The 25527-nt window shown below is 39.2% G+C and carries 33 protein-coding genes; 27 read left to right on the top strand and 6 right to left on the bottom strand.

Translation table 11 applies throughout. The features are described 5' to 3' along the window. Window positions 1-16: 16 nt before the first annotated feature. Entirely contained in the window at window positions 17-607 is a 591-nt protein-coding gene (locus tag HRT55_RS15580) for a penicillin-binding protein activator LpoB (RefSeq protein ID WP_291622745.1), read from the bottom strand. Continuing rightward, the gene (locus tag HRT55_RS15575; protein ID WP_291622744.1) at window positions 604-1155 is read right to left on the bottom strand and encodes a hypothetical protein; all 552 of its coding nucleotides are present in this window, start codon (window positions 1153-1155) and stop codon (window positions 604-606) included. Before HRT55_RS15575 ends, HRT55_RS15580 begins: the two co-directional genes overlap by 4 nt. Window positions 1156-1494: 339 nt before the next feature. On the opposite strand from HRT55_RS15575, the gene HRT55_RS15570 reads away from it, so the two are divergent. The 7 genes from HRT55_RS15570 (at window position 1495) to HRT55_RS15540 (ending at window position 11754) form a co-directional block, all read left to right on the top strand. After that, complete coding sequence (locus HRT55_RS15570; protein WP_291622743.1) at window positions 1495-2451, top strand: 4Fe-4S binding protein; 957 nt, start codon at window positions 1495-1497, stop codon at window positions 2449-2451. Window positions 2452-3039: 588 nt separating this feature from the next. Further along, the gene (locus HRT55_RS15565; protein WP_291622742.1) at window positions 3040-3480 is read left to right on the top strand and encodes a cytochrome c; all 441 of its coding nucleotides are present in this window, start codon (window positions 3040-3042) and stop codon (window positions 3478-3480) included. Between the two features lie 3 nt (window positions 3481-3483). Further along, window positions 3484-4875, top strand: a complete 1392-nt coding sequence (locus HRT55_RS15560) for a cbb3-type cytochrome c oxidase subunit I (protein WP_291622741.1) — start codon at window positions 3484-3486, stop codon at window positions 4873-4875. Window positions 4876-5073: 198 nt separating this feature from the next. Then, a complete protein-coding gene (locus HRT55_RS15555) occupies window positions 5074-7098 on the top strand; it encodes a methyl-accepting chemotaxis protein (protein ID WP_291622740.1) in 2025 nt (674 codons plus the stop codon). Between the two features lie 319 nt (window positions 7099-7417). Beyond that, window positions 7418-8938: a carboxypeptidase gene (locus tag HRT55_RS15550; RefSeq protein ID WP_291622778.1), complete on the top strand. Its 1521-nt coding sequence runs from the start codon at window positions 7418-7420 to the stop codon at window positions 8936-8938. Between the two features lie 235 nt (window positions 8939-9173). Beyond that, window positions 9174-10991 carry a translational GTPase TypA gene (gene typA / locus HRT55_RS15545; protein WP_291622739.1) on the top strand — a complete coding sequence of 606 codons (1818 nt, stop codon included), beginning with the start codon at window positions 9174-9176 and terminating at the stop codon, window positions 10989-10991. A gap of 580 nt (window positions 10992-11571) precedes the next feature. Continuing rightward, a complete protein-coding gene (locus HRT55_RS15540) occupies window positions 11572-11754 on the top strand; it encodes a hypothetical protein (protein WP_291622737.1) in 183 nt (60 codons plus the stop codon). A 27-nt stretch (window positions 11755-11781) separates the two neighbouring features. On the opposite strand, the gene HRT55_RS15535 is transcribed toward HRT55_RS15540, so the two are convergent. Beyond that, window positions 11782-12006: a hypothetical protein gene (locus HRT55_RS15535; protein ID WP_291622735.1), complete on the bottom strand. Its 225-nt coding sequence runs from the start codon at window positions 12004-12006 to the stop codon at window positions 11782-11784. A 108-nt stretch (window positions 12007-12114) separates the two neighbouring features. On the opposite strand from HRT55_RS15535, the gene HRT55_RS15530 reads away from it, so the two are divergent. The 20 genes from HRT55_RS15530 (at window position 12115) to HRT55_RS15435 (ending at window position 23376) form a co-directional block, all read left to right on the top strand. Beyond that, window positions 12115-13059: a virulence factor BrkB family protein gene (locus HRT55_RS15530; RefSeq protein ID WP_291622733.1), complete on the top strand. Its 945-nt coding sequence runs from the start codon at window positions 12115-12117 to the stop codon at window positions 13057-13059. Next, window positions 13056-13493, top strand: coding sequence for a D-aminoacyl-tRNA deacylase (dtd, locus tag HRT55_RS15525; protein WP_291622731.1), 438 nt, complete (start codon window positions 13056-13058; stop codon window positions 13491-13493). The genes HRT55_RS15530 and dtd overlap by 4 nt, the downstream gene beginning before the upstream one ends. A gap of 268 nt (window positions 13494-13761) precedes the next feature. Beyond that, window positions 13762-14130, top strand: coding sequence for a 50S ribosomal protein L14 (gene rplN / locus HRT55_RS15520; protein WP_019026716.1), 369 nt, complete (start codon window positions 13762-13764; stop codon window positions 14128-14130). Window positions 14131-14142: 12 nt separating this feature from the next. Continuing rightward, window positions 14143-14457, top strand: coding sequence for a 50S ribosomal protein L24 (gene rplX / locus HRT55_RS15515; RefSeq protein WP_291622729.1), 315 nt, complete (start codon window positions 14143-14145; stop codon window positions 14455-14457). A gap of 12 nt (window positions 14458-14469) precedes the next feature. Continuing rightward, on the top strand, window positions 14470-15015 hold the full coding sequence (gene rplE / locus HRT55_RS15510) for a 50S ribosomal protein L5 (RefSeq protein WP_033081913.1): 546 nt from the start codon (window positions 14470-14472) through the stop codon (window positions 15013-15015). Between the two features lie 4 nt (window positions 15016-15019). Then, a complete protein-coding gene (gene rpsN / locus HRT55_RS15505) occupies window positions 15020-15325 on the top strand; it encodes a 30S ribosomal protein S14 (RefSeq protein WP_291622724.1) in 306 nt (101 codons plus the stop codon). A 13-nt stretch (window positions 15326-15338) separates the two neighbouring features. Beyond that, entirely contained in the window at window positions 15339-15734 is a 396-nt protein-coding gene (gene rpsH / locus HRT55_RS15500; protein WP_291622722.1) for a 30S ribosomal protein S8, read from the top strand. A 10-nt stretch (window positions 15735-15744) separates the two neighbouring features. Continuing rightward, window positions 15745-16278, top strand: a complete 534-nt coding sequence (rplF, locus tag HRT55_RS15495) for a 50S ribosomal protein L6 (RefSeq protein ID WP_291622720.1) — start codon at window positions 15745-15747, stop codon at window positions 16276-16278. A 9-nt stretch (window positions 16279-16287) separates the two neighbouring features. Then, complete coding sequence (gene rplR / locus HRT55_RS15490) at window positions 16288-16641, top strand: 50S ribosomal protein L18 (protein ID WP_291622718.1); 354 nt, start codon at window positions 16288-16290, stop codon at window positions 16639-16641. 9 nt (window positions 16642-16650) lie between these two features. Continuing rightward, window positions 16651-17160, top strand: a complete 510-nt coding sequence (rpsE, locus tag HRT55_RS15485) for a 30S ribosomal protein S5 (RefSeq protein WP_019026709.1) — start codon at window positions 16651-16653, stop codon at window positions 17158-17160. 6 nt (window positions 17161-17166) lie between these two features. Next, complete coding sequence (gene rpmD / locus HRT55_RS15480) at window positions 17167-17346, top strand: 50S ribosomal protein L30 (protein ID WP_058026240.1); 180 nt, start codon at window positions 17167-17169, stop codon at window positions 17344-17346. A 2-nt stretch (window positions 17347-17348) separates the two neighbouring features. Next, window positions 17349-17783 (top strand): 50S ribosomal protein L15, encoded by a 435-nt coding sequence (gene rplO / locus HRT55_RS15475; RefSeq protein ID WP_291622713.1) that lies wholly within the window; start codon window positions 17349-17351, stop codon window positions 17781-17783. A gap of 21 nt (window positions 17784-17804) precedes the next feature. After that, a complete protein-coding gene (gene secY, locus HRT55_RS15470) occupies window positions 17805-19127 on the top strand; it encodes a preprotein translocase subunit SecY (protein WP_197061183.1) in 1323 nt (440 codons plus the stop codon). Window positions 19128-19157: 30 nt separating this feature from the next. Then, a complete protein-coding gene (rpmJ, locus tag HRT55_RS15465; RefSeq protein ID WP_081967783.1) occupies window positions 19158-19271 on the top strand; it encodes a 50S ribosomal protein L36 in 114 nt (37 codons plus the stop codon). Between the two features lie 151 nt (window positions 19272-19422). Continuing rightward, window positions 19423-19779, top strand: a complete 357-nt coding sequence (rpsM, locus tag HRT55_RS15460; RefSeq protein ID WP_011041473.1) for a 30S ribosomal protein S13 — start codon at window positions 19423-19425, stop codon at window positions 19777-19779. Window positions 19780-19792: 13 nt separating this feature from the next. Further along, window positions 19793-20182, top strand: coding sequence for a 30S ribosomal protein S11 (rpsK, locus tag HRT55_RS15455; RefSeq protein ID WP_011041474.1), 390 nt, complete (start codon window positions 19793-19795; stop codon window positions 20180-20182). A gap of 31 nt (window positions 20183-20213) precedes the next feature. Continuing rightward, window positions 20214-20834 (top strand): 30S ribosomal protein S4, encoded by a 621-nt coding sequence (rpsD, locus tag HRT55_RS15450; protein WP_291622704.1) that lies wholly within the window; start codon window positions 20214-20216, stop codon window positions 20832-20834. 25 nt (window positions 20835-20859) lie between these two features. After that, complete coding sequence (gene rpoA, locus HRT55_RS15445) at window positions 20860-21849, top strand: DNA-directed RNA polymerase subunit alpha (protein ID WP_291622702.1); 990 nt, start codon at window positions 20860-20862, stop codon at window positions 21847-21849. 43 nt (window positions 21850-21892) lie between these two features. After that, window positions 21893-22297, top strand: a complete 405-nt coding sequence (gene rplQ / locus HRT55_RS15440; RefSeq protein WP_291622700.1) for a 50S ribosomal protein L17 — start codon at window positions 21893-21895, stop codon at window positions 22295-22297. Between the two features lie 179 nt (window positions 22298-22476). Further along, on the top strand, window positions 22477-23376 hold the full coding sequence (locus HRT55_RS15435) for a phosphoribulokinase (protein WP_291622698.1): 900 nt from the start codon (window positions 22477-22479) through the stop codon (window positions 23374-23376). A gap of 165 nt (window positions 23377-23541) precedes the next feature. On the opposite strand, the gene speD is transcribed toward HRT55_RS15435, so the two are convergent. The 3 genes from speD to HRT55_RS15420 form a co-directional block, all read right to left on the bottom strand. After that, on the bottom strand, window positions 23542-24297 hold the full coding sequence (gene speD, locus HRT55_RS15430) for an adenosylmethionine decarboxylase (RefSeq protein ID WP_291622697.1): 756 nt from the start codon (window positions 24295-24297) through the stop codon (window positions 23542-23544). Window positions 24298-24306: 9 nt separating this feature from the next. After that, complete coding sequence (locus tag HRT55_RS15425) at window positions 24307-24714, bottom strand: OsmC family protein (protein WP_291622695.1); 408 nt, start codon at window positions 24712-24714, stop codon at window positions 24307-24309. A 421-nt stretch (window positions 24715-25135) separates the two neighbouring features. After that, window positions 25136-25480, bottom strand: a complete 345-nt coding sequence (locus tag HRT55_RS15420) for a DUF3802 family protein (RefSeq protein ID WP_291622693.1) — start codon at window positions 25478-25480, stop codon at window positions 25136-25138. Window positions 25481-25527 lie beyond the last annotated feature (47 nt).

Genomic DNA, 25527 nt, shown 5'->3' with positions numbered 1-25527 from the left:
TGTTAGTCGAGTGTTTTTAATAGCGAAGTTTAGAGTTTTCTACTAACTTTTTAATTTTTTCTTGTCCTACCCATACTTTCCTATTATCAGCCAAACTAATCAGTGTTAAATCGACTTGATAATAACGTAGTTGCGTTGAGGCGTTTGCATCGATAATGGTGTTTATTTGCCCTGTAAGCATGTAATCAGCACCTATTTCTTGACCTGCGGCATTACGAGTTGCTTCGGTTGAGTTAAGGTCTTGATCTTTACGTTCGTCTCTTATATCTCCTCGCTGTTTGGCTGACGCGACGAATTCAACCATGCCTGAGTTGATAAGCTCTCTTTCAATATCACTAACAAATGTATTGGTATTAATGTGCTCGTGAGTTAGGTTCTTAATACTACCCACTATTACCGTAGGTGGTTTTCCATGTTTGCTGACATGGCGATTTATCCAAGGGCGATTAAGTACGTCGCTCACCATAGTTTCAGCTGTCATGCGTGAATCAGAATCATTCCATGCGCCACTTAAATCTATGGTTTCTGATGCATCTATTCGTTGAACTTTTGTACCACTACAAGCTGATAATATTACTACGCTTAAAATTATTGCTAAAAGCTTCATTCGTTATTCTCCTTAGTGAAGCGTTCAAAGTTTGCTTCTAAATTTTTCTCTGTATATTGCTTAAATGATTGGTTAATTTTGTCAGCGTTACTTATTGATGCTTCAAGTGTGTTTAAATTTAACTCGGCGAAAGAGTAAACCAAACCTGAATCTATATCTCGCCAACTACCTATAATTACGGCACCAGATAAAGCGGCTTTAGTTGATGACTTAATCGTTTTTTCAACCGACATATCAAAGCCTTCACCGTTACTTGCTGAGTAATCTGCTAGTGTTGAGTCGATGAAAGTTGACATGATTCTAGCAACTTCTGCTCTTGCCCTGTTATCTGCCGTGGATTTTTGTAAAGATAGATCACCCATGGCAGGTGCTGAGCCAACTCCGTGAATTAATTGACCATTTTCATTGCTAACTGCGTTGGTTCCGTTATTTACCCAAGCAGGAGCGTCTTTTAACCCCATATCTGACTCAATATCAGTACTAGATTTTTTACTTGAACAGCCAGTAGCGACCAATAAAACCGCAACCAATAAAAGTATATTCCTCATGTTGAACTCCATATCCTAAAGTGAAAATTGATAAAACTGTAACAGCATTAACTGATAAGTGGTATTTTTTTAGCTTTATAAAGCGTAATCAAGCAGTTGCTCAGTTTAACTCGTAATGATTAATGTAAACAAAGCGTAATTTGTAGCTTGAACTGCTTATTTTAAGCGTAGATAAGTCAATTAGAACCTTGTTTATGGTGGGTAGCAAGCAGCTAACTGTATAAAAAGTGTAATATTTTGCAATAAAATGATTACTGTTAAGGCTGATCTAGAATAAGTCAGCAATTTTTAAAGGCCGATACACTGCTATAAAATTTATTCTATTGCAGTGAGTAACCCATGTTGATGTCATTACAACAAGCAAGAATTAGTGCGAAAGTTGCTTTTTTTATGCTATTTATCTTTGCGCCATTATTAAACATTTTTCGCTTTGACTTAACTTTGGGTCACTTTATTATTTTTGGTCAGGCATGGACCATCAGCATTGATTCAATTTTGTATGGCGGTGGCGATAGCATTGATGCCGCTATTAAAATATTTAGCCGTGTGCTGCTTCCTGGTTTTGCCTTTGTTGCGATATCAGCGCTGTTGATCTGGAAGTTTGGTCGTATTTACTGTGGTTGGCTTTGTCCGCATTTTTCTGTGGTGGAGTTGGTTAATGATTTAATGATGAAACAATTAAATAGGGTGACGGTTTGGGAAAAGGCCAGTATTGCCAATAAACAAGTTCTGCCGAGAGTTATAGTCGCCATTCCTGCCATTGCCATGGCCTTTATTTGGGCGGTGGCGCTGGCGAGTTATATGTTGCCACCCATACCCTTGTTACAAGACTTAGTGACATTTAATTTAGCTTTTGGTCCAAGTCTTTTTATTAGTGTTGCCACTGTTGTTTTTAGTATCGACTTTATTTTTGCTCGCCATATTTTTTGTAAATACGGCTGTGCTTTAGGTTTATTTCAAAGTCTTATTTGGATGGCCAATAACAAGGCCATGGTAATTAAGTTTGATCGCGGCCGTGCCAAAGCATGCCGAGACTGTATTCATTATCATAAATATAAACCTTGCGACCAAGCATGCCCGATGCGTTTGCCTACACAAAACATGAAACGGGCGAAGTTCACTTGTACCCAATGTGTGCAATGTGTCTCTGCCTGTAATGAGGTACAAAAGCATAACCCTGATGGAGGTTTGTTAACTTGGGTTAGTGGTGATGCCGCCGTAGAAGTCGATAGACCCGCAAGTAAATTCAAAGCGGATGAAATTGAAACTAAAATTGAAATTAAAGAAGTGAACTAAGTTGTCATTGCCGTGGCTGCTTAGGTGCTAATTCAGGAGCCATTATCCTGATGTATATTTTCCTGAATCCAGACCTTTATAACTGGATCTTCGACAAGAGAACTCGAAGATGACGACCTTCTACATGTACCTTACTTGATAATGCCGGAGCCATTATCCAGATGCATACTCTCCTGAATCCTGACCTTTAGAGCTGGATATTCGACAAGAGAACTCGAAGATGACGAACTCCTACAAGTACCTTACTAGATAATGCAGGAATAATTATCCTGATGCTCATTCTGCGGAGCACTCTCCTGAATATATAGGCAACTACCATATTAAAAAACGACTAATAACCCTAGAGAATTTAATGGTATTTCACGGTCATAACCTTGTTAAGTATAGGGTTATATCGTTTTTATTAGTGCAAATGGCCCGAACAAAAACACTGTTTTTTGATATAGCGCAAAGTTGTTTGTAATTATGAAATGATTTATTACAATTTTTTGAAAACTTGATTTCCATCAAGTTACTTAGCTGACAACCTAGCTATTATTCCTTTGCTTTTTAAACCTTACGCATGAACTATTTCATTAAGGAAACACCATGTCAGAGAGCTTTACTAAAGGCATGGCAAGGAATATTTATTACGGTGGAAGTGTATTCTTCTTCTTAATATTCTTAGCTTTGACTTTTCACACTGTAAAAGAAATGCCGAAACGTGATAACCGACATAACATTACCGAAGCGGTTGAACGCGGTAAACATTTGTGGGAAAAAAACAATTGTATCGGTTGTCATACCTTGATTGGTGAAGGAGCATACTTTGCTCCTGAACTAGGTAATGTCTATATTCGCCGTGGCGGTGAAGCCGGCTTCAAACCATTCTTAAATGGTTGGATGAATGCTCAGCCGTTAAATATTCCAGGCCGTCGTCAAATGCCTAACTTCCACTTAAATGACCAAGAAATTGATGATTTAGCTGAGTTCCTTAAATGGACATCAGAGCTAGATACCAATAACTGGCCACCAAACATCGAGGGGTAGGGCGTGAATACTTTAAAATATCAATCACAAGCCGTAGCAAAACCTTATTTTATTTTTGCAATGATCTTGTTCGTTGGCCAAATACTTTTTGGTCTTGTTATGGGCTTACAATATGTTGTTGGTGACTTTTTATCGGGCATAATCCCTTTTAATGTCGCTCGTATGGTGCATACTAACCTACTGATAATTTGGATACTCTTTGGCTTTATGGGCTCTGCTTATTATTTAGTGCCCGAGGAATCTGAAACTGAACTCTATAGTCCTAAACTCGCGATTATCCTGTTTTGGATCTTCGTTGTTGCCAGTGTTGCAACTATCCTTGGTTACTTATTAGTACCGTATTCAACTTTAGCGGATATTACCTTTAATGAATTATGGCCAACCATGGGACGTGAGTTTCTTGAGCAGCCTACCATTACTAAAATCGGTATTGTTATTGTTTGTTTAGGTTTCTTATTTAACTTAGGCATGACCATGTTAAAAGGCCGTAAAACGGCGATAAACATGGTGCTTTTTACTGGTTTAGTAGGCCTAGCGGTATTCTTCTTATTCGCTTTTTATAATCCAACTAACTTAGCCTTAGATAAATTGTTCTGGTGGTTTGTTATTCATCTATGGGTAGAAGGTGTATGGGAATTAATCATGGGCGCAATTTTGGCTTATGTATTGATCAAAGTTACCGGTGTTGACCGTGAAGTAATCGAAAAATGGTTATATGTGATCATTGCGATGGCACTTATCTCGGGTATCTTAGGTACGGGTCATCACTTCTACTGGTTAATGACGCCTACATACTGGCAGTGGGTTGGTTCTATCTTCTCTGCTCTTGAACCACTACCTTTCTTCGCTATGGTGTTGTATGCCTTTAATATGGTTAACCGTCGTCGTCGTGAACATCCAAACAAAGCTGCTACTTTATGGGCTTTAGGTACTGCGGTAATGTCATTTTTAGGTGCTGGTGTATGGGGTTTCTTACATACCTTATCGTTTGTAAACTATTATACTCATGGTTCACAAATTACTGCAGCACATGGTCACATGGCTTTCTACGGCGCTTACGCTATGATCGTTATGACAATTATCTCTTATGCAATGCCGAAACTTCGTGGTATTGGTGAAGCAAATTGTAATAAAGCACAAGTTGTTGAAATGTGGGGCTTCTGGTTAATGACAGTCGCTATGGTATTTATCACATTATTCTTAACGGGTGCCGGTATCTTACAAGTATGGTTACAACGTTTACCTGAGTCTGGTGAAGCATTAAGCTTTATGGTCACTCAAGATAAGCTTGCTATTTTCTACTGGTTACGTGAAATTGCTGGGGTTATCTTCCTACTAGGTTTGATCTCTTATTTAACTAGCTTCTTTATCACAGAGAAAAAAGCACAAGCTTAATTTATCCTATTTTTAATTACTTCTTTTCAAACGGAGTAAATGCAAATAGGTGTTAATTCAGCAATAAGTAGAGCCGAGATGCTAGCATCTCGGCTTTTTTTAGTTAAAAAAACGCTGGTTAAAATTGTCTATACTGATATAACGTTCTTGAATTTATTAGCAGCTTGGCTGTTAAACGGATGAAGTAAGGGCATACAGATGGTATTAAAAGTTACTCATAAAGTAATCATAGGTTTTGCCATTATTTTGCTACTACTATTATTTTCTAGTATTAGTTCAGTAGGAATTTTAAGTGATATTAAAATTGCTACGGCGAAGGTAGATAACTTTGCTCTGCCATTGCAAGGTTATGCGAATAATGTGCAAAAGCAATTGCTTAAGCAGGCCAAGCTGGAAGCGTTAATTGTTACTCAGTCAACGGTAAGTGCCATTGAAACAATTGAGCAAAACTTTGCTCAACAAAATTTACTGTTAATCAAAAACAGCCAGTTAATAACAAAAATGCTGGTTAGCTTTCCAGCCATGGATAATTTAAGTCATTTCACTACAACTTATAATGCCTATACCCAGTCTGTTGCGCTTATGTTTACTTATAAAAAAGCACAATTAACTGAAACCATACAACTTAACGAGCAGCAGAAAGCCCTCTATAACATTTTAGATGAAGCCAGTGCTATTTTAGGTGATTTATCATTTTTAGAAGATACGCAAAACCAGCGGCAGATCGAGCGTATTATAGGTTCAGCTAGCCAAATAGAGGGTTACTTGTTTAATTTAACCGATGCGACTAAGGCGATACTAACCATTAATAGTATTGAAGAAGTCACCATGTCTCAGCAAGATATTGATTTTGGTTTAGATAATATTACTCAGTTATTAACTTTTTTAAGCCGCCTAGGTGAAGATTATGATACCGGTGGTTTAATAGATCAGTTTATTGACGAGTTTACGCGTTCAAAGTCTATGCTGCGTAGTGATAATAATATATTTACCTTAAAAGTATCACAACTCGAACATAGAGACTTGTTTAATAAAGCTTATAAAAATTCCGATCAACATATCAATGATGCTAGCGACGATATTGATATTTTTTTACAAGTACTAGATAAAAACTTAGCACAACTGCAAGCGGATATATTTGACAATGTTGAGCAAGGTAATATTGAAACGCTAGTTGTTTTTATTGTCTTGTTTATTGTTGGTGCGGGTATTGCGGCCATTACTATACGGACCATGATAGGACCCTTAACAGGCATTAATAAAGTGTTGGCGCAAATAGCCAAAGGTGATTTGTCGCGCCAGTTAACTGTTCGATCAGATGATGAGTATGGTGAGCTTTCAAAAAATGTTAATTTAGTGGTTGCCGATTTAACGGCATTAATAACCAATATTTCTAATTATACTCATTCACTTAATAATGCCGCTGAACAATCCAGTAATAAAACCGCGCAAGTGACTTCTGCTTTATCTTTGCAACAGCAAACAATAATGCAAGCAACAGCACAAACAGATGACTTGGAGTTGAGTGCTGAAAATATTTTGAAAAAAGCGACCAATGCCGAACAAAAAATGACTGATGCCTTGGCGCAAAGTAATAAACTTGAAAATATAGCCAAGCTTACCAATGAACGCATGAAAAATTTGACTACAATGCTTGATAATACTTCAGAGGTTATGGCGGTTTTACAACAAAAGTCCCTCGATATTAGCGGTATATTAGATGCTATTAGCAGTATTTCAGCACAGACTAATTTGTTGGCATTAAATGCGGCGATAGAAGCCGCAAGGGCAGGGGAGTCTGGTCGAGGTTTTGCCGTGGTTGCTGATGAGGTACGTCTACTGGCTAGCAGAACACAGGAATCAGCCAATGAAATTCAAGTGTTGATTGAGTCGTTACAAGGGCAAACTAAAAAAGCAGTAGCGGATATTATTCAAGGAGAAAATGAAGCGAACAACTGCCAAGAACATACGGTTGAGCTTTTGGCCATATTGTCCTTAATCCATCAAGCGATAGAAGAAATGCATATCATGAGCCAGGATATATCGCAGTCAGCTACCCAGCAAAATGGCTTAAGTAATGATATAAAACAGAGTATTGATGCGGTTGTTGATTTAGGCCAGAAAAGTAGTGATTTGTCATCCTCAACATTGAATTATAGTAAGCAGGTAGCTGAATTAGCCACTAAGTTAGATGCCGCTATTGGTACCTTCAAAGTTTCTTAGTAACCGTGATTTTTAGAAAAACAAAGCCGCTATTTACAGGTAACTCTTTTTAAGCCGGTATTTTTCAAGTCTATTTTTTAAAGTATGTAGATAAGGTTAAAAAATGTAATTCAATGCATTTGAACCTATTTCCTCTTCGCTTTAACGAAAACAGTTTTATCCTTTCTATACTAGCTGTTACTTTCAAACTAACTTTATTCAAGTTCACTTAATTTAGCTCATTAAATTTAAGCAAACTTAACCTGATGAGGATTTAATTATCTCTATTTCAAATATACAAACATTGCTAAATAAGGGTAAAAGCTTATTGGTCCCGGTAATGGTCATGCTCAGCTTATCATTAAGCCCAGTACTATCAGCAAATGCGGCTAGCCAGTCTAGTGAACAAAACAGTGGTCATGAACGTAAGTTGGCTATTGATGAGAAGAACACCACTAAACACAGCACTAAGGTCAATGGTAAAAAATTTAAATATACCGCAACTACTGGGACACAACCGGTATGGGATAAAGACGGTAATCCAACAGCGAGTTTGTTTTATACCTATTACCAACGCAGTGATGTAAAAGATACCGCAAAACGTCCATTGGTGATTTCTTTTAATGGTGGCCCTGGCTCTGCTTCTGTATGGATGCATGTAGCTTATACCGGTCCTAGAGTATTGAATGTCGATAATGAAGGTTATCCGTTACAGCCTTATGGCGTGAAAACTAATCCTTATTCAATTTTAGATGTCGCTGATATCGTTTTTGTTAATCCTGTTAATACCGGCTATTCACGCGTATTGCCAGATAAAGACGGTAAAATGCCAACTAAAGAGCAACAAAAGAAAATGTTCTTTGGTGTTAACGCGGATATTAAATATTTGGCCGAATGGGTAAATACTTTTGTTAGTCGTAATAACCGCTGGCGCTCACCTAAATATTTAATTGGTGAAAGCTATGGCACCACACGTGTTGCTGGTTTAGCTAAAGAATTACAGTCACGTCAGTGGATGTACGTTAACGGTGTGATTCTAGTTTCACCAACCGATATTGGTATTAAACGTGATGGTCCGGTAAAAGCGGCGAACAGACTGCCTTATTTTTCCGCAGCTGCTTGGTATCATAAAGCGCTAACGCCTGAGTTGCAGAAAAAACCTCTAACTGCGTTACTGGCCGAAGTTGAACAGTTTACTGTTGGTGAATATCTGCCGGCGTTAGCAAAAGGTGGATTTATCTCAGTACAAGAGAAGCAGGATATCGCTGAACAAGTAGCGAAATATTCCGGCTTATCAGTGAGCGCCGTTGTTAATAATAACTTAGATGTTGATAATAACTTTTTCTGGAAAGAGTTATTACGCGACAGAAAACAAACTATTGGTCGTTTAGATTCTCGTTATTTAGGCATTGATAAAAAAGTTGCAGGTTCACGCCCTGATTATAACGCTGAGTTAAGCTCATGGTTACATAGTTTTACCCCGGCAATTAACTATTATTTACGCGAAGAGTTAGCTTATAAAACAGACATTAAATACAATATGTTTGGTAATGTTCATCCGTGGGATCGCACCGGTAATAAAACCGGCGAAGGACTTCGTTCTGCCATGGCACAAAACCCTTACCTACAAGTGATGATTCAATCAGGTTACTTTGATGGCGCTACTAATTACTTTGATGCTAAATATACATTATGGCAACTAGACCCAAGTGGTTTGATGAAAGACAGGTTGTCATTTAAAGGTTATGAAAGTGGTCATATGATGTATTTACGCCATGAAGATTTACGACAATCAAATCAAGATATTCGTGACTTCATCAAAAAAAGTTTACCGGCTAAAGGCCAAGCAGCTAAGTATTAATGAATTGTCGATAAATTAATCTATTGGTTAGTAATTAGTTAAATGAAAAGCTTAGTCAATAATTTGGCTAAGCTTTTTTGTTGTCTGCGCCTTCTATAAAAGTGCAGGAGAGGCCAATAGATTATATATTGATTTCTTTTTAGTCGAAATCGCTGTATAATGCGCGCAAAATTATAGCCCTATTTCGGTAATCCGCTGGAATAGCGATTAACGATAGTAACAGCGAGTAAAGCCTGTGTTAGATAAATTAAGAAATGTGGCAATCATTGCCCACGTTGACCACGGAAAAACCACTTTAGTTGATAAATTACTTGAGCAATCAGGTACTTTAGATGCGCGTGCTGGCCATGACGAACGTGTTATGGATTCAAACGATATTGAAAAAGAACGTGGTATTACTATTTTAGCTAAAAATACCGCTGTTAACTGGGGCGACTACCGTGTAAACATCGTAGATACTCCTGGCCATGCTGATTTTGGTGGTGAAGTAGAGCGTGTTATGTCAATGGTTGATTCAGTACTATTGATTGTTGATGCACAAGAAGGCCCTATGCCACAAACGCGTTTTGTTACGCAAAAAGCGTTTGCTCAAGGTTTAAGACCTATCTTAGTTATCAACAAAGTTGATAAGCCTGGTTCTCGTCCTGATTGGGTTATGGATCAAGTTTTCGAATTGTTCGATAACTTAGGTGCTACTGATGAACAACTTGACTTTAAAGTTGTTTACGCTTCAGCAATCAACGGTTGGGCTTCTTTAGAAGAAGGCGTTGTTGGTACTGATATGACACCTTTATTTGATACTATTATCTCTGAAGTACCGGCACCAGATGCCGATCCTGAAGGCGCATTCCAAATGCAAATTTCTCAACTTGATTACAGCTCATACTTAGGTGTAATCGGTGTTGGTCGTATTAAGCGTGGTAGTGTTAAGCCAAATCAACAAGTAACTATACAGCTAGCTAGTGGCGGTATACATAACGCTAAAGTAGGTAAAGTATTTGGTTACTTAGGCCTAGAACGTCATGATATTGAAGAAGGTTTTGCTGGTGATATCATTGCGGTTACCGGTTTAGGTGAATTGAAAATTTCAGATACCGTTTGTTGTCCTAAAGAAGTAGAAGGCCTGCCTGCGTTATCTATTGATGAACCAACCATCAACATGACTTTCCAAGTAAATACTTCACCATTCTGTGGTAAAGAAGGTAAGTTCGTAACTTCGCGCAACATTAAAGAGCGTTTAGAAAAAGAGTTAGTACACAACGTAGCATTACGTGTTGAGCAGTTACCTGATCCTGATAAATTTAAAGTGTCAGGCCGTGGTGAGCTTCACTTAGGTATCTTAATTGAAAACATGCGTCGTGAAGGTTTTGAGTTAGCTGTTTCGCGTCCAGAAGTTATTGAACGTATGGTTGATGGTGTATTACAAGAACCTTATGAAACAGTAACTATTGATGTTGAAGAGCAACATCAAGGTTCGATCATGGAAAAAATGGGTATCCGTAAAGCTGAATTAACTGACATGGCACCTGATGGGACTGGTCGTATTCGCATGGATTTCATTATGCCAAGTCGTGGTTTAATTGGTTTCCAAACTGAATTTATGACGTTAACGTCAGGCTCTGGTTTGATTTACCATTCATTCTTCGAATATGGTCCTCATAAAGGTGGTGAAATTGGCCAACGTAAAAATGGTGTAATGGTTGCTAACGCAACTGGTAAAGCGCTTACTAACGCTATCTTCAACTTACAGTCACGTGGCCGTATGATGATTGGGCACGGTATTGATGTATATGAAGGTCAAGTTATTGGTATTCATAGCCGCGATAACGATTTAACTGTTAATGCACTTAAAGGCAAGCAGTTAACTAACGTTCGTTCTTCAGGTACTGATGAAGCACAAACATTAACGCCACCTATCTTAATGTCTTTAGAGCAAGCTTTAGAGTTTATTGATAATGATGAGTTGGTAGAAGTAACACCTCTGAATATTCGTATTCGTAAAAAATCCTTAAAAGAAAATGAACGTAAACGCGAAGGTAGAGGCAGTAAGTAATTACTGACCACCTTAGTAACGTTTAAAAAAAACGCCTATCACGAAAGTGATAGGCGTTTTTTATTATCTAAAGATAATACAGGATGTACGGGTGTCACGAAGACAGGATGTCTAGGAGTGAGCAAATACGTTAAGCACAGGATGTACGGGTATTGCTGTGCTATGACGTTATATGGATGTAATTTATTAGACAATACAATGTGGCAAGGATGCCACTTAATAGATAAATCAGACGGTACAGGACGTACCTTATGAAGATAATGCAGACGTGGCATGGATGCCACTTATTAGAGAATGCAGGGCGCACATTCTCCTGAGCAATTGTTCTGATGTATAGGAGGGTAAATCCCCCGCTGTGAGACATATCTGCAATTGCTGTCAGTGTTGTCGACAAAGAAGCTAGCTATTGTCATTAAGTCACTGTTTTATGGCACCAAACAGTTAAGTGGTAATAAGATATTAATATCTTGTTACTTCTACTTTAAAAATAAAGCAGCAGAGTTGTTTATTTGTAACTAGGCTTAAAGTTATCAAGCAGCAGCAAACCCCTGCTTTATTTGCCAACAAAAGGAATTGTATTATGTCCCCAGCACAATTAAAAAAACTTCAAGAGCTAAGTCAAATTTTCAGTCAAGGTAAAGCTAACCCAAAACAAATCCAACAGCTATCCGCTTTATTGGCGGAAATTAATCGTTATGATGAAACAGAGCCAACAGCTGAAAATGAGCATGTTAGCTTTATTTCCGCGCCGCGTTTTGGTTGATAAGTTAGGTATAAAAAACCCAGCTCATTAAGTGTTATTTTTATAGGTTGCGGCATCTATAATTGACCATAAATGGAATATTCCGGCGATAACCGCTGGAATCACCATCCACCATAGTGCATAACCCCCAACACAGACAATGGCAAAAATTATTGCTGCCATTAGCCTACCTTGTACCAGTTGCCCTAAACCAGGGAAAAATACATTACAAATAGCGGAAATTACATTTCCCGCCGAACCTTGAATGGCCATCAATTACTCCGTTTTTATTTTATCAATACCAGTATCATACTGGCTAATTCATTAACGCTATCTTAATATATGCAACAAATATGACAAATCGGTAAATTGTTAACAAATATGAGTGCATTCAAGCAAACAAGTATTGGCGAGTATTGGCATAAACATAAAGGGCTGCTATTTTATTTTAGCCGACGTGTTAAACGTGAACAAATCCAAGTAGTCGCGGGTTATCTATCTTATGTTTGTTTGATGTCATTAGTACCGCTAATAGTCGTTATGTTATCGGTAATGACAGCTTTCCCGCTATTTGCAGAGCTGCAACAGACCGTTGAACAATTTGTTTATCAAAACTTTGTCCCTGCAGCAGGCGATGTGGTACAAGAATATTTAACCGGCTTTGTCGCCAATGCTTCAAAAATGTCGGCTGTCGCTATATCATTCTTGTTTGTCGCAGCACTGTTATTGATTTCTTCAATAGATAATACCTTTAATAAAATTTGGCGAGTAACAGATAAACGCCGGACGATAACCTCATTCGCCATGTATTGGATGGTATTAACGTTAGGACCAATATTGGTTGGTGCTAGTATTGCCTTATCTTCTTATATAGTGTCGATAGTCGCGGTTGATCAGTATGATATTTTAGGCTTGTTTGATGTTTTTTTACGACTACTGCCATTACTTTCCTCCATTATTGCCTTTGTTATTCTCTACATGGCAGTGCCTAATAAAGCGGTACCTTTTAAGTACGCAATATCGGGCGCATTTGTGGCAGGGGTGTTATTCGAATTTGCGAAAAAAGCTTTTGCCCTATATATTGCAGCATTTCCTTCTTACCAAGTAATCTATGGTGCATTAGCAACTATTCCTATTATTTTTTTATGGGTCTATGTTTCTTGGCTTATTGTCTTGGTGGGAGCCATGATAACTGTATCTTTACAAGAGTACCCTTTGTTGAAAGAGCAAGGGTTGAAAGATCAAGGTCTAAAAGACCAAGCGTTAAAAGAACAAATACCTAAAGAAGAAAACCTACCACCAACAAATGAAGAGCAAATGAAATGATAGCTTTGCTACAGCGTGTCAGTCAAGCAAGCGTTACTGTTGATAACCAAGTCATTGGCGAGATTAGTCATGGCTTATTAGTGTTTCTTGCTATTGAACCAGAAGATAATGAAGCTAAGGCTAAACGTTTAGCACAGCGTGTTGCAGGTTATCGTATTTTTGGCGATGAAAATGACAAAATGAATTTAAATGTCAAACAAGCAGGTGGCGATATCTTAGTGGTATCTCAATTTACCCTAGCTGCAGATACTAATTCAGGCTTGCGACCTAGCTTTTCTACCGTAGCAAACCCTGAGTTGAGCAATACCTTATACCAGTATTTTGTTGGGCAATTACGTCAAGAAGGCTTTAAAGTGCCTACAGGGGAGTTTGCCGCTGATATGAAAGTAGCACTGCTAAACGATGGCCCCGTGACTTTTACCCTGACAATCTGAATATGGGATTTAATCTTTTATCCGATAAAGCGGTAAATGATGTACTGTTTGTTTTTTAGCTAATTAGGCTATCACTTTTGTATAAGTGGTGTTATAATCTCGCGCCCGTTAAGTTTGAGTTATGACTTTTATGTCTAAATTCTAACCGAAGCGGGGGTCTTTCAAAAGGCAGTGACGGGTCAAATTTCTGGCCTTGAATTATAATTTATCTTTTGTTTTTGTTGATATTTATCTCAACTTAAAAAAGATGACAATGGAGCAAAAATCAATGATCCAAATGCAATCACAGCTGAATGTTGCTGATAACAGTGGCGCTAAGCGTGTTCAATGTATAAAGGTTCTTGGTGGCTCGCACCGTCGCTATGCACGCATTGGTGATATCATCAAAGTTGCCGTAAAGGAAGCAAGTCCTCGCGGTAAAGTAAAAAAAGGTGATGTTGTTACTGCGGTAGTGGTGCGCACTAAGAAAGGTGTTCGTCGTACAGATGGTTCTGCTATCCGTTTTGACGAAAACGCGGCTGTAATTTTGAATGCAAACTTACAACCAATTGGTACTCGTATTTTCGGGCCTGTGACACGTGAACTTCGTAATGAAAAATTTATGAAGATCGTATCATTAGCACCTGAAGTACTATAAGGAGTCACGATAATGGCATCTAAGATTCGTCGTGATGATGAAGTAATTATACTTGCGGGCAAAGACAAGGGTAAGACTGGTAAAGTCACTAAAGTTCTTGTTGAAAGCGGCAAAGTATTCGTAGAAGGTATTAACTTAATCAAGAAACACACTAAGCCTGTACCTCAGTTACAGCAGCCTGGTGGGATTATTGAAAAAGAAGCACCTTTACAAGTTTCCAACGTAGCGATTGTTAACCCAGCAACGGGCAAAGCAGATCGTGTTGGTTTTAGAATTGAAAACGACAAAAAAGTTCGTTTTTTCAAGTCTAACAACGAAATAATATAATTGGAGTAAACGATGGCGAAACTGCATGATTTATATAAAGATACAGTTGTAGCGGAATTGCAAAAGCAATTTGGTTATAAAAGTGTCATGCAAGTCCCTCGGATTGAAAAGATCACCCTTAATATGGGCGTTGGTGAGGCTATTTCTGATAAGAAAGTTTTAGAACACGCCACAAATGATCTTACTGCAATCTCAGGGCAAAAGCCGCTAACGACAGTAGCACGCAAATCAGTTGCGGGCTTCAAGATTCGTGAAGGCTACCCTATTGGTACAAAAGTAACTCTACGCGGCGAACGTATGTGGGAATTTTTAGAGCGTTTTATCTCTATTTCTATTCCTCGTATCCGTGACTTCCGTGGCTTAAATCCTAAGTCATTCGATGGTCGTGGTAACTACAGCATGGGCGTTCGTGAGCAGATCATCTTCCCTGAAATCGAATACGATAAAATCGATAAGATTCGTGGTTTAGATGTCACTATTACTACTAGCGCGAAAAATAATGAAGAAGGACTAGCTTTATTGTCCGCCTTCAATTTCCCGTTCCAGAAGAAGGTGTAGAGTTATGGCTAAAACGTCAATGAAAGCTCGTGAAGCTAAAAGAACCAAGTTAGTAGCACAATATGCTGAAAAGCGTGCTGCACTAAAAGCAATCATCTCTGGTACTGATTCTTCTGATGAAGAACGCTGGGATGCTGTATTGAAACTTCAAAGTTTACCTCGTGATTCGAGCAGTAGTCGTCAACGTAATCGTTGTGCTATTACTGGCCGTCCACATGGATTCTTACGCAAATTTGGTTTAAGCCGTATTAAATTACGCGAAACTATGATGCGTGGTGAAGTTCCAGGTCTTAAGAAAGCTAGTTGGTAATTCACGGGAGTAAATGGTTATGATGACTGATCCTATCGCGGACATGTTTACACGCATCCGCAACGGTCAATCTGCAGCAAAAGTTGCAGTTACAATGCCATCTTCAAAAGTTAAAGTTGCAATTGCTACTTTACTTAAAGAAGAAGGTTATATTTCAGAGTTTTCAGTATCAGGCGAAGTTAAGCCTGAACTTGCTGTTACATTGAAATATTTTGAAGGTAAAGAAGTAATTGAAGTGATCAAACGTGTTTCACGTCCTGGTCTTCGTATATACAAAAGCTGTGATGAACTTCCTAAAGTTCTTGCTGGCATGGGTATTGCGATCATTTCGACTTCTAAAGGTTTGATGACGGATCGTGCCGCTCGCTCTGCGGGTATCGGCGGTGAAGTTCTTGGTTTCGTAGAGTAAGGAGAATAATATGTCTCGTGTTGCTAAAGCACATGTCGTTGTTCCTGCTGGCGTTACCATTACGTTATCAGGTCAAGACATTACAGTTAAAGGTCCAATAGGCGAATTATCTCGCACGATCCATAGTGACGTTGTTGTTTCTCAAGAAGAAAACAACATCATTACTAATATCGTTGCTGATGTTAAAGGCGCTTGGGCTCAAGCCGGTACTACACGTGCTTTAATCAATAATATGGTTGAAGGTGTTAGTAAAGGTTTTGAAAAGAAATTAGTTTTACAAGGTGTTGGTTACCGTGCCAAAGCTGCTGGTAAGTCTTTAGACTTATCTTTAGGTTTTTCACACCCAATCAAACATACAATTCCTGAAGGAATTACTTGTGAAACTCCTAGCCAAACTGAAATCATACTGAAAGGTTGTGATAAGCATTTAGTTGGTCAAACCGCTGCGAACATTCGTGCATACCGTAAACCTGAGCCTTATAAAGGTAAAGGTGTTCGTTACGCTGATGAAAACGTTCGTCGTAAAGAAGCTAAGAAGAAGTAGGGTAATACTATGGATAAGAGAACATCTCGTTTGCGCCGCGCTAAACGCGCTCGTGCAAAAATTAGCGAGTTGGGTGCGAATCGTTTAGTTGTATTCCGTACTCCTCGTCACATTTACGCTCAATTGATCGCTCCTACGGGTTCTGAAGTAATCGCATCTGCGTCTACTTTAGACAAAGAAGTTGCAGCTTTAATTGAAAAAACAGGTAATGTTGCAGCAGCAACTGCAGTAGGTAAAGCAATCGCTGAACGTGCTGTAGCAAAAGGTATCTCTAAGATAGCTTTTGATCGCTCTGGTTTCCTTTACCATGGTCGCGTAAAAGCGTTAGCAGAAGCAGCTCGCGAAGCTGGTCTTCAATTCTAAGGGTTTATAATGGCTAATCATAAGCAAGAAAACTCACAACAAAGCGATATGGCTGAAAAGTTAATCGCCGTTAACCGCGTTTCAAAAGTGGTTAAAGGTGGTCGTATTTTCAGTTTTACTGCACTAACAGTAGTTGGTGACGGTAATGGTCGTGTTGGTTTTGGTTACGGTAAAGCACGTGAAGTGCCTGCTGCAATCCAAAAAGCAATGGAAAAAGCACACCGTAACATAGTAACTATTGACTTGAAGGGTACTACTCTTCAACATGTTATTACTGGCAAGCATTCAGGCTCTAAAGTTTTCATGAAACCAGCCTCTGACGGTACAGGTATCATCGCCGGTGGCGCGATGCGTGCAGTACTTGAAGTTGCAGGCGTTCAGAACGTATTGTCAAAAGCATACGGTTCTACTAACCCAATTAACGTAGTTCGCGCTACTGTTTCAGCTTTAGTGAATATGCATTCACCAAAAGATATGGCAGCTAAACGTGGCAAAAGCGTTAAAGAAATTTTGGGGTAATTGAGCATGTCTAAAACAGTTAAAGTAACTCAAATAAAAAGTTCTATCGGTCGTTTACCGAAGCATAGAGCTACATTAAAAGGCCTTGGTCTACGTCGTATCAATCATACAGTTGAGTTAGAAGATACTCCATCTGTACGTGGTATGATCAACAAGGTTTACTATATGGTTAAGGTGGAGGATTAATTATGCATTTAAATACTTTATCCCCTGCACCGGGATCTCACAAAGCTAAAAAGCGCTGTGGTCGTGGTATTGGTTCAGGCATCGGTAAAACTGGTGGTCGTGGTCACAAAGGTCAGAAGTCTCGTTCTGGCGGTAGTGTTCGTCCAGGTTTTGAAGGTGGTCAAATGCCATTAAAACAACGTTTACCTAAATTTGGTTTTACTTCACGTAAGTCTTTAGTTCGCGCTGAAGTTCGTTTACATGAATTAAACCTTATCAAAGGCGATGTTGTTGATATTCATGCACTTAAAGACGCTGGTCTAATTACACGTAATATCGTAGCTGTTAAAGTTATGTTATCTGGCGAAATTACTCGTCCAATTACATTACGTGGCATTGCAGTAACTAAAGGCGCACAAGCAGCTATTGAAGCTGCTGGTGGCAAAATCGAGGAATAATACATAATGGCTACACCAGGAATGGCTACTTCACAAGGTAGTAAAGGCGCAGGCGGTTTGTCTGAGTTGAAACAAAGATTATGGTTCGTATTCGTCGCCTTAGTTGTGCTTCGTTTAGGGTCTTTTGTGCCAATCCCTGGTATTGACGCCGCTGTATTAGCTCAGTTCTTTGAACAACAAAAGGGCACCATTGTAGAGATGTTTAACATGTTCTCCGGTGGTGCACTTGAGCGAGCCTCAGTATTGGCACTTGGTATTATGCCGTACATCTCAGCTTCTATTATTATGCAATTGCTTACTGTGGTTCATCCCGCAATGGCAGAGCTTAAGAAAGAAGGTGAAGCTGGACGTCGTAAAATCAGCCAATACACACGCTACGGCACTTTAGTTCTAGCAACAGTACAATCGATAGCGATTGCCAGAAGTTTACCGGATATGATGCAAGGGCTTGTTATAAACGCAGGTTTTAGTTTCTATTTCACCGCAGTAGTTAGTTTGATCACGGGTACCATGTTTCTAATGTGGTTAGGTGAGCAAATTACTGAACGTGGTATCGGTAATGGTATTTCGATTATTATTTTCGCAGGTATTGTTGCTGGCATGCCATCTGCAGTTGGTCAAACAGCTGAAATGGCGCGTCAAGGTGAATTGCACTTATTAGTATTGTTGCTAATCGGCGTTGTGGTATTTGCAGTAACTTTCTTAGTAGTATTTGTAGAACGTGGTCAACGACGCATTGTTGTTAACTACGCTAAACGTCAGCAAGGCCGTAAGGTGTTTGCTGCACAAAGTACACATCTACCGTTGAAAGTGAATATGGCTGGTGTTATACCGCCAATCTTTGCCTCAAGCTTAATCTTGTTCCCAGGCACGCTTGCGAGCTGGTTTGGTCAAGGTGACGGCCCGGTAGCTGATTTCTTACAAGGTGTTTCAGGAGCTATGTCTCCAGGACAACCTTTGTATGTAATGATGTTAGCGGCAGCAATTATATTTTTCTGTTTCTTTTACACGGCTCTTGTTTTCAATCCGCGTGAAACAGCAGATAACTTGAAAAAGTCAGGTGCGTTCATTCCAGGGATTCGTCCAGGTGAACAAACATCCAAATATATTGATAAAGTAATGACACGTTTAACCCTATGTGGTGCGGCGTATATTACCTTTGTCTGTTTGGTTCCACAGTTTATGATCATGGCGTGGGACGTACAGTTCTACTTCGGCGGTACATCATTATTGATTATCGTGGTTGTGATTATGGACTTTATGGCACAAGTACAAACTCATATGATGTCTCATCAATATGACAATGTACTTAAGAAAGCAAACTTAAAAGGTTACGGTCGTTAGACCGAACTGATTTAGTTAACGGAGTATAAAATGAAAGTACGTGCATCCGTAAAAAAGATTTGTCGTAATTGTAAAGTGGTAAAACGTAAAGGCGTGATTCGCGTTCTTTGCATTGAACCAAAGCACAAACAAAGACAAGGTTAAGATTAGTTTTTAATCAAAAATCTTTTAGAAGTGGCATTATGTAGAATATTCTGTATAATGCCGCTTCGATTTGCAGAAAAATAGAATGGTTGGGTATCCTAACGGGCTTTCCAACCAAAGTAATTTAAATTAATAATAGGAGATGTGATTAGTGGCCCGTATCGCTGGCATTAACATCCCTGATCGTAAGCATGCAGTAATCGCCATTACTGCGATTTACGGTATTGGAGCTACACGTGCGAAAGCAATTTGTGCAGCTACTGGTATCGCTGAATCAACAAAGATCAGTGAACTGGACGAAGCAAAAATTGATTTGCTACGTGCAGAAGTGGATAAATTTACCGTTGAAGGTGATTTACGCCGTGAAGTTTCAATGAACATTAAACGTCTTATGGATTTAGGTTGTTACCGTGGCATTCGCCATCGTCGCAGTCTTCCTCTACGTGGTCAACGCACTAAAACAAATGCGCGTACCCGTAAAGGTCCTCGTAAGCCAATTAAGAAGTAAGAGGAACTAGACAATGGCTAAAACACCAGTTCGTACGCGTAAACGCGTAAAAAAACAAGTTGCTGATGGCATGGCTCATATCCATGCTTCTTTCAACAACACAATCGTGACTCTTACAGACCGTCAAGGTAATGCTTTATCTTGGGCGACTGCCGGTGGTTCAGGTTTCCGTGGTTCACGTAAATCAACTCCGTTCGCTGCGCAAGTAGCTGCAGACCGCGCTGGCGCTGTTGCAAAAGAGTTTGGTTTGAAGAATATTGAAGTGTTCGTAAAAGGTCCAGGTCCAGGTCGTGAATCTGCTATCCGTGCCTTAAATGCTGCTGGTTTTAAAATCACCAACATTACTGACGTAACACCTATTCCTCATAATGGTTGTCGTCCTCCTAAGAAACGTCGCGTTTAATCGCACTTTTTAGGATAGTTGGAGAAAGAAAATGGCTAGATATTTAGGTCCTAAGTTAAAACTTTGTCGCCGCGAAGGAACAGATTTGTTCCTTAAAAGTGGTGTTAGAGCAATTGACACTAAATGTAAAATCGAAACAATACCAGGTCAACATGGCGCCCGTCGCGGTCGTTTATCAGACTATGGTGTTCAACTTCGTGAAAAACAAAAAGTTCGTCGTATTTTCGGCGTGCTTGAAAAACAATTCAGTAATTACTACAAAGAAGCGGCACGTCAAAAAGGCAACACAGGTGAAAACTTGTTACAGCTTTTAGAAACTCGTTTAGATAACGTAGTTTACCGTATGGGTTATGCAAGCACTCGTGCTGAAGCCCGTCAATTAGTTAGCCATAAGGCTATCGTGGTAAATGGCGTAGTAGTTAATATTCCATCTTTCACTGTTAAAGCTGAAGATACTGTTTCTGTTCGTGAGAAGTCTAAAACTCAAGCGCGTATCATCGCTGCTTTAGAATTAGCTGATCAACGTGAGAAACCACTTTGGGTTGAAGTAGATACTAAGAAGCTTGAAGGCGTTTTCAAACGTGTTCCAGATCGTGCTGACTTATCTGCCGAAATTAATGAACAGTTGATTGTTGAACTTTACTCTAAGTAGAGTTGCACTTTAAGAGAGGACATATATGCAGGGTTCTGTAACCGAATTCCTTAGACCACGCATGGTTGGTATTGAAAATATCAACCCTCGTCGCGCTAAAGTAACTTTAGAGCCACTAGAACGTGGTTTTGGTCACACTTTAGGTAATGCGTTACGTCGCATTCTTCTATCTTCAATGCCGGGTTGTGCCGTAACTGAAGTTGAGATTGATGGCGTTTTACATGAGTACAGTAGTAAAGAAGGTGTTCAAGAGGACATCATCGAAATATTGTTAAACCTTAAAGGGCTAGCTGTTATTTTAGAAGGCAAAGATGAAGCCGTTCTAACTTTAACAAAGTCTGGTGAAGGCCCTGTAACGGCAGCTGATATTCAACATGACGGTGATGTAACTATTACTAATCCGGAACATGTTATCTGCACCCTAACAGGTGAAGGTGCTATCAGTATGCGCATTAAAATTGAAATGGGTCGTGGTTACGTACCTGCTTCAGTTCGTCGCGATGCCGAGGAAGAAGATCGTGCTATAGGCCGTTTGTTGGTTGACGCCTCATTCAGCCCTGTAGTCAGAATTGCTTATGATGTTGAGTCTGCACGTGTTGAACAACGTACCGATTTAGATAAATTAATTTTGGATATGGAAACCAATGGTACATTGGATCCAGAAGAAGCTATCCGTCGTGCTTCAACAATTCTTGCTGAACAGCTTGATGCGTTTGTAGAACTTCGTGATATCAAAGAAGTTGAACAAGTGGAAGAAAAACCATTATTCGACCCAATCTTGCTTCGTCCTGTTGATGATCTTGAATTAACTGTTCGTTCAGCTAACTGTTTAAAAGCAGAAGCAATTCAATACATTGGTGATTTAGTACAACGTGCTGAAGTTGAACTTCTGAAAACGCCTAATTTAGGTAAGAAGTCTCTAACTGAAATCAAAGACGTGTTAGCGTCGCGTGGTTTGTCTCTAGGCATGCGTCTAGAAAACTGGCCACCTGAAAGCATTGTTGACAACGACTAGTTCGATCATCATTTTTTTAATAGTTTGAGAGAAGGATTAACTTATGCGTCATCGTCAAAGCGGTCGCCAGTTAAACCGTAATAGCAGTCATCGTAAAGCGATGTTCCGCAATATGGCAAGCTCTTTAGTTAAGCACGGCGTTATTAAAACGACTGTAGCTAAAGCTAAAGAACTACGTATGGTAGTAGAGCCATTGATTACATTGGCTAAGATCGACAGTGTTGCAAATCGCCGTTTGGCATTTGCTCGTACACAAGATAAAGAAGTAGTAGGTATTTTATTCAACGAACTTGGTGCTCGTTACCAAGAACGTCCAGGTGGTTACACTCGCATTTTAAAATGTGGTTTCCGTACTGGTGATAAAGCGCCTATGGCTTATATTGAATTAGTAGACCGCCCAGTAGTAGAAGATGCTCCTGAAGTAGTTGAAGAATCAGCAGAAGCATAATTTAGTTTACTAAATTATACTTATAAAAACGGAGCTTAGGCTCCGTTTTTTATTGCCTTAAATGTAGGTGATTCCATAAATAATGACGCTTTCGTCGTTAAACAGGTCGCTTTCCTTGACCTAAACGTTAATTCACCGTATAAAATATCTATTGTACTTTAGATTACTCTTGAGCCCTTATGTCATCACGAAATCCAATAATTGCTGTTACCGGCTCATCGGGAGCGGGCACCTCTACTACTACTGCCTCTTTTGAACATATTTTTAGAACGCTTGGCATTACTTCGGTAAATGTTGAAGGTGATAGTTTTCATCGCTTCTCCCGCCAAGAAATGGATATGGAAAAGAGAAAGGCAAAAGAAGTAGGAAATAATATTAGTTATTTTGGTGATTTGGCTAATGATTTTACCGCACTGGAAAAGCTCTTTCGTGACTATGGCGAAACGGGCAAAGGTAAAATTAGGCGCTATTTGCATACTTTTGATGAAGCTGTACCTTTCAATCAAATGCCTGGTACTTTTACACCATGGGAAGAATTCGGAGACAGTACTGACTTATTGTACTACGAGGGACTTCATGGTGGCGTGGTCACTAAAGATAACGATGTTGCTAAACATGTCGATCTGCTCATTGGTATGGTACCGATTGTCAATCTAGAGTGGATCCAGAAAATAATTAGGGACACCAATAAGCGTGGCCACAGTAGAGAAGCCGTCACCGCGAGTATAGTCCGCAGTATGGAAGATTACATCTCTTTTATTACCCCGCAGTTTTCCCGTACTCATATTAACTTTCAGCGTGTGCCAACGGTGGATACTTCAAACCCCTTTAGTGCTAAAGCAATTCCAAGCTTAGATGAAAGCTTTGTGGTTATTCGTTTTCGTGAAGTGAAGAATGTTGATTTTCAATATTACCTTCGTATGATCGACGGTTCATTTATGTCACGTATTAATACCCTTGTGGTTCCAGGTGGCAAGATGGGTTTAGCAATGGAGCTTATACTTACGCCGCTAATAAGAGATTTGATAGAGCGTAAAACTCAAGCCAATAAGCAACTTGATTGGATGAGTGATTTGTAGAGTCTATAACAGTTGCTTTCTATGGTTATTAACACTTATTTAGTCAGTGAGTCAAATAGCTGTTAAATTTAATCACTTTATTAAAAAGCCCTTAGACAATTATTTGTCTAAGGGCTTTTTAATATAAAGATGTTAATTTTCATAGCAGGAAGGTTTTCAATCAATTTATCCCATTGCTTTGCCGATAAAAAGTTCATTAAGCTCAAATGCTAGCTGTTGTTTGATTCGTTCTTCATCAAAAGCTGTGATGTGATTATTAGCTAGGTTGAAAACATGTTGCTTTAAGTCAATAGAATGTCTTGCTAACTTACAATGAAATAAGTTATTTGCTGCCATCACACTGTCTTTGACCTGGTACCTATCAAGGGTATCATTAGCTAAATGATCACTAATCTGCATGATGTCATGGTCACTGAAGCACTTTTTTCCCTGTTGATCGCGAGTCATACCTCGAATACGATAATCTATATCAACAACATCAGCTGAGAAAGCCTCAATAACATAATCCAAGACCTTCAAGGGAGAAATGACACCACAGGTTGATAGCTCGATATCGGCTCTGAAAATGGCGATATTGTCTTGGGCTGTTTCTTCGGGGTAGGTGTGAATACACAAGTGGCTTTTATCTAAATGAGCGACTAAAGATTCAGGCTTTGCCTCTTCTGACATCATCAAAGTTACACTCGCTCCTTGAGGGGTGTAATCTTGGCTGGCAATATTTAACACATTACCACCGATGGCATGGCAAATCTTAGTCAGTAATTCCTCAAGACGGCTACCGTTATAAGTCTCATTGATGTAAGTATGATAATCAGTAACAGCTTGGGTAGCCACTAAATAATGTACCCGGTATAACGAAAAGCTTAAACTCTTCGTTAAATTATTAAAGCCATACAGGGCAATTTTAGTGTCAGTTTGCATAAAGAAAAGTTAAGTAGCCGCAATAATTTCAAAATCGTGAGTAATGTCTACTTTCGCATTAAGCATTAACGCCACGGAGCAATATTTGTCAGCAGATAAACTTACCGCTCGTTCTACGTGTTTCGCAGCAACATCAGTACCAGTAATAACAAAGTGTAGATGTATCTTTTCAAACAGCGCAGGTACGCTATCGACACGAGTACCGTCGATTTCTACATGACAAGCAGTGATTTTTTGTCGCGCTTTTTGTAAAATGCTCACAACGTCTACTGAAGAACAACCGCCCAGAGAAATTAGCACACCTTCCATCGGGCTAGGAGCTAGGTTGCCACCATTAGCGTCTAAAACCATAGTATGACCACTTTCCGAGGTGCCCATGAATAACTCTTCGCCTAACCATTTTACTTGTGCTTTCATTGTGGACTCTATTTTTAATTAATGATTATAAATAATATATAGAGGGATTCTATCTAAGTTGAAGCGCCATCACCAGTTGTAATGTGTAATAGAGTTTATATACCCATACCATTCAAAGTGCAGGATATCAGTGGGAATTAAAAATGTGTTTAGGAGAGGAGAGTAATTTAAGAATAGTTATTCTATGCTTTGATTATTTAACGCTGTATAAAGTCATTTTAAACCCATCGAAGAAGCGCTTGAACCACATCACTTCATCGTTGCTGTGGCTTATAATGGAATAACCATTATTTCTTCACAGCGCCTTGAATTGAAGTAGTTTAAGCACTCTGAAACATGCATCTTGATTAGTAACGGGTATAGATGGGAGCAGTACTGTTTAGTAAGGCTAATTCAAAAGATGAATTAACCCTTAGCAGGGTTAATCTTTGTGGATAACGCTATCAAATAGATTTTTGATTAAGCCGGCAAATTCACGAATAAAAGCTAATTGCTCAGTATTAACTGGGTTGTTGATAACACCAGATAGAATCTCTTCTAAGTCATAGACGATGGCATCAACTTCGCGAATAATGGCATTACGTTGATTAAACGTCAGGTTTGGATTTTGACTACAAACGCTAATTATTTGCTCACAAAGCTCTACTTCAATGGCTGACATCACAGTTTCACTAGCTTTTTCTGGTGCTTTGGCATTTTCAAATAAACTAAGATGTTCGGTAAGGTACTCAATAATTTGAATATAACCGTCAGTGTCTGTAACCATAATTGCTTTACTTACCTTTGCTTATGAATAGTACTTTTGTTTGAGTA

This window comes from Colwellia sp. (genome assembly GCF_013214175.1).
In the GTDB taxonomy this organism is placed as follows: domain Bacteria; phylum Pseudomonadota; class Gammaproteobacteria; order Enterobacterales; family Alteromonadaceae; genus Colwellia.
This window is presented reverse-complemented; position numbering and strand designations above follow the sequence as displayed.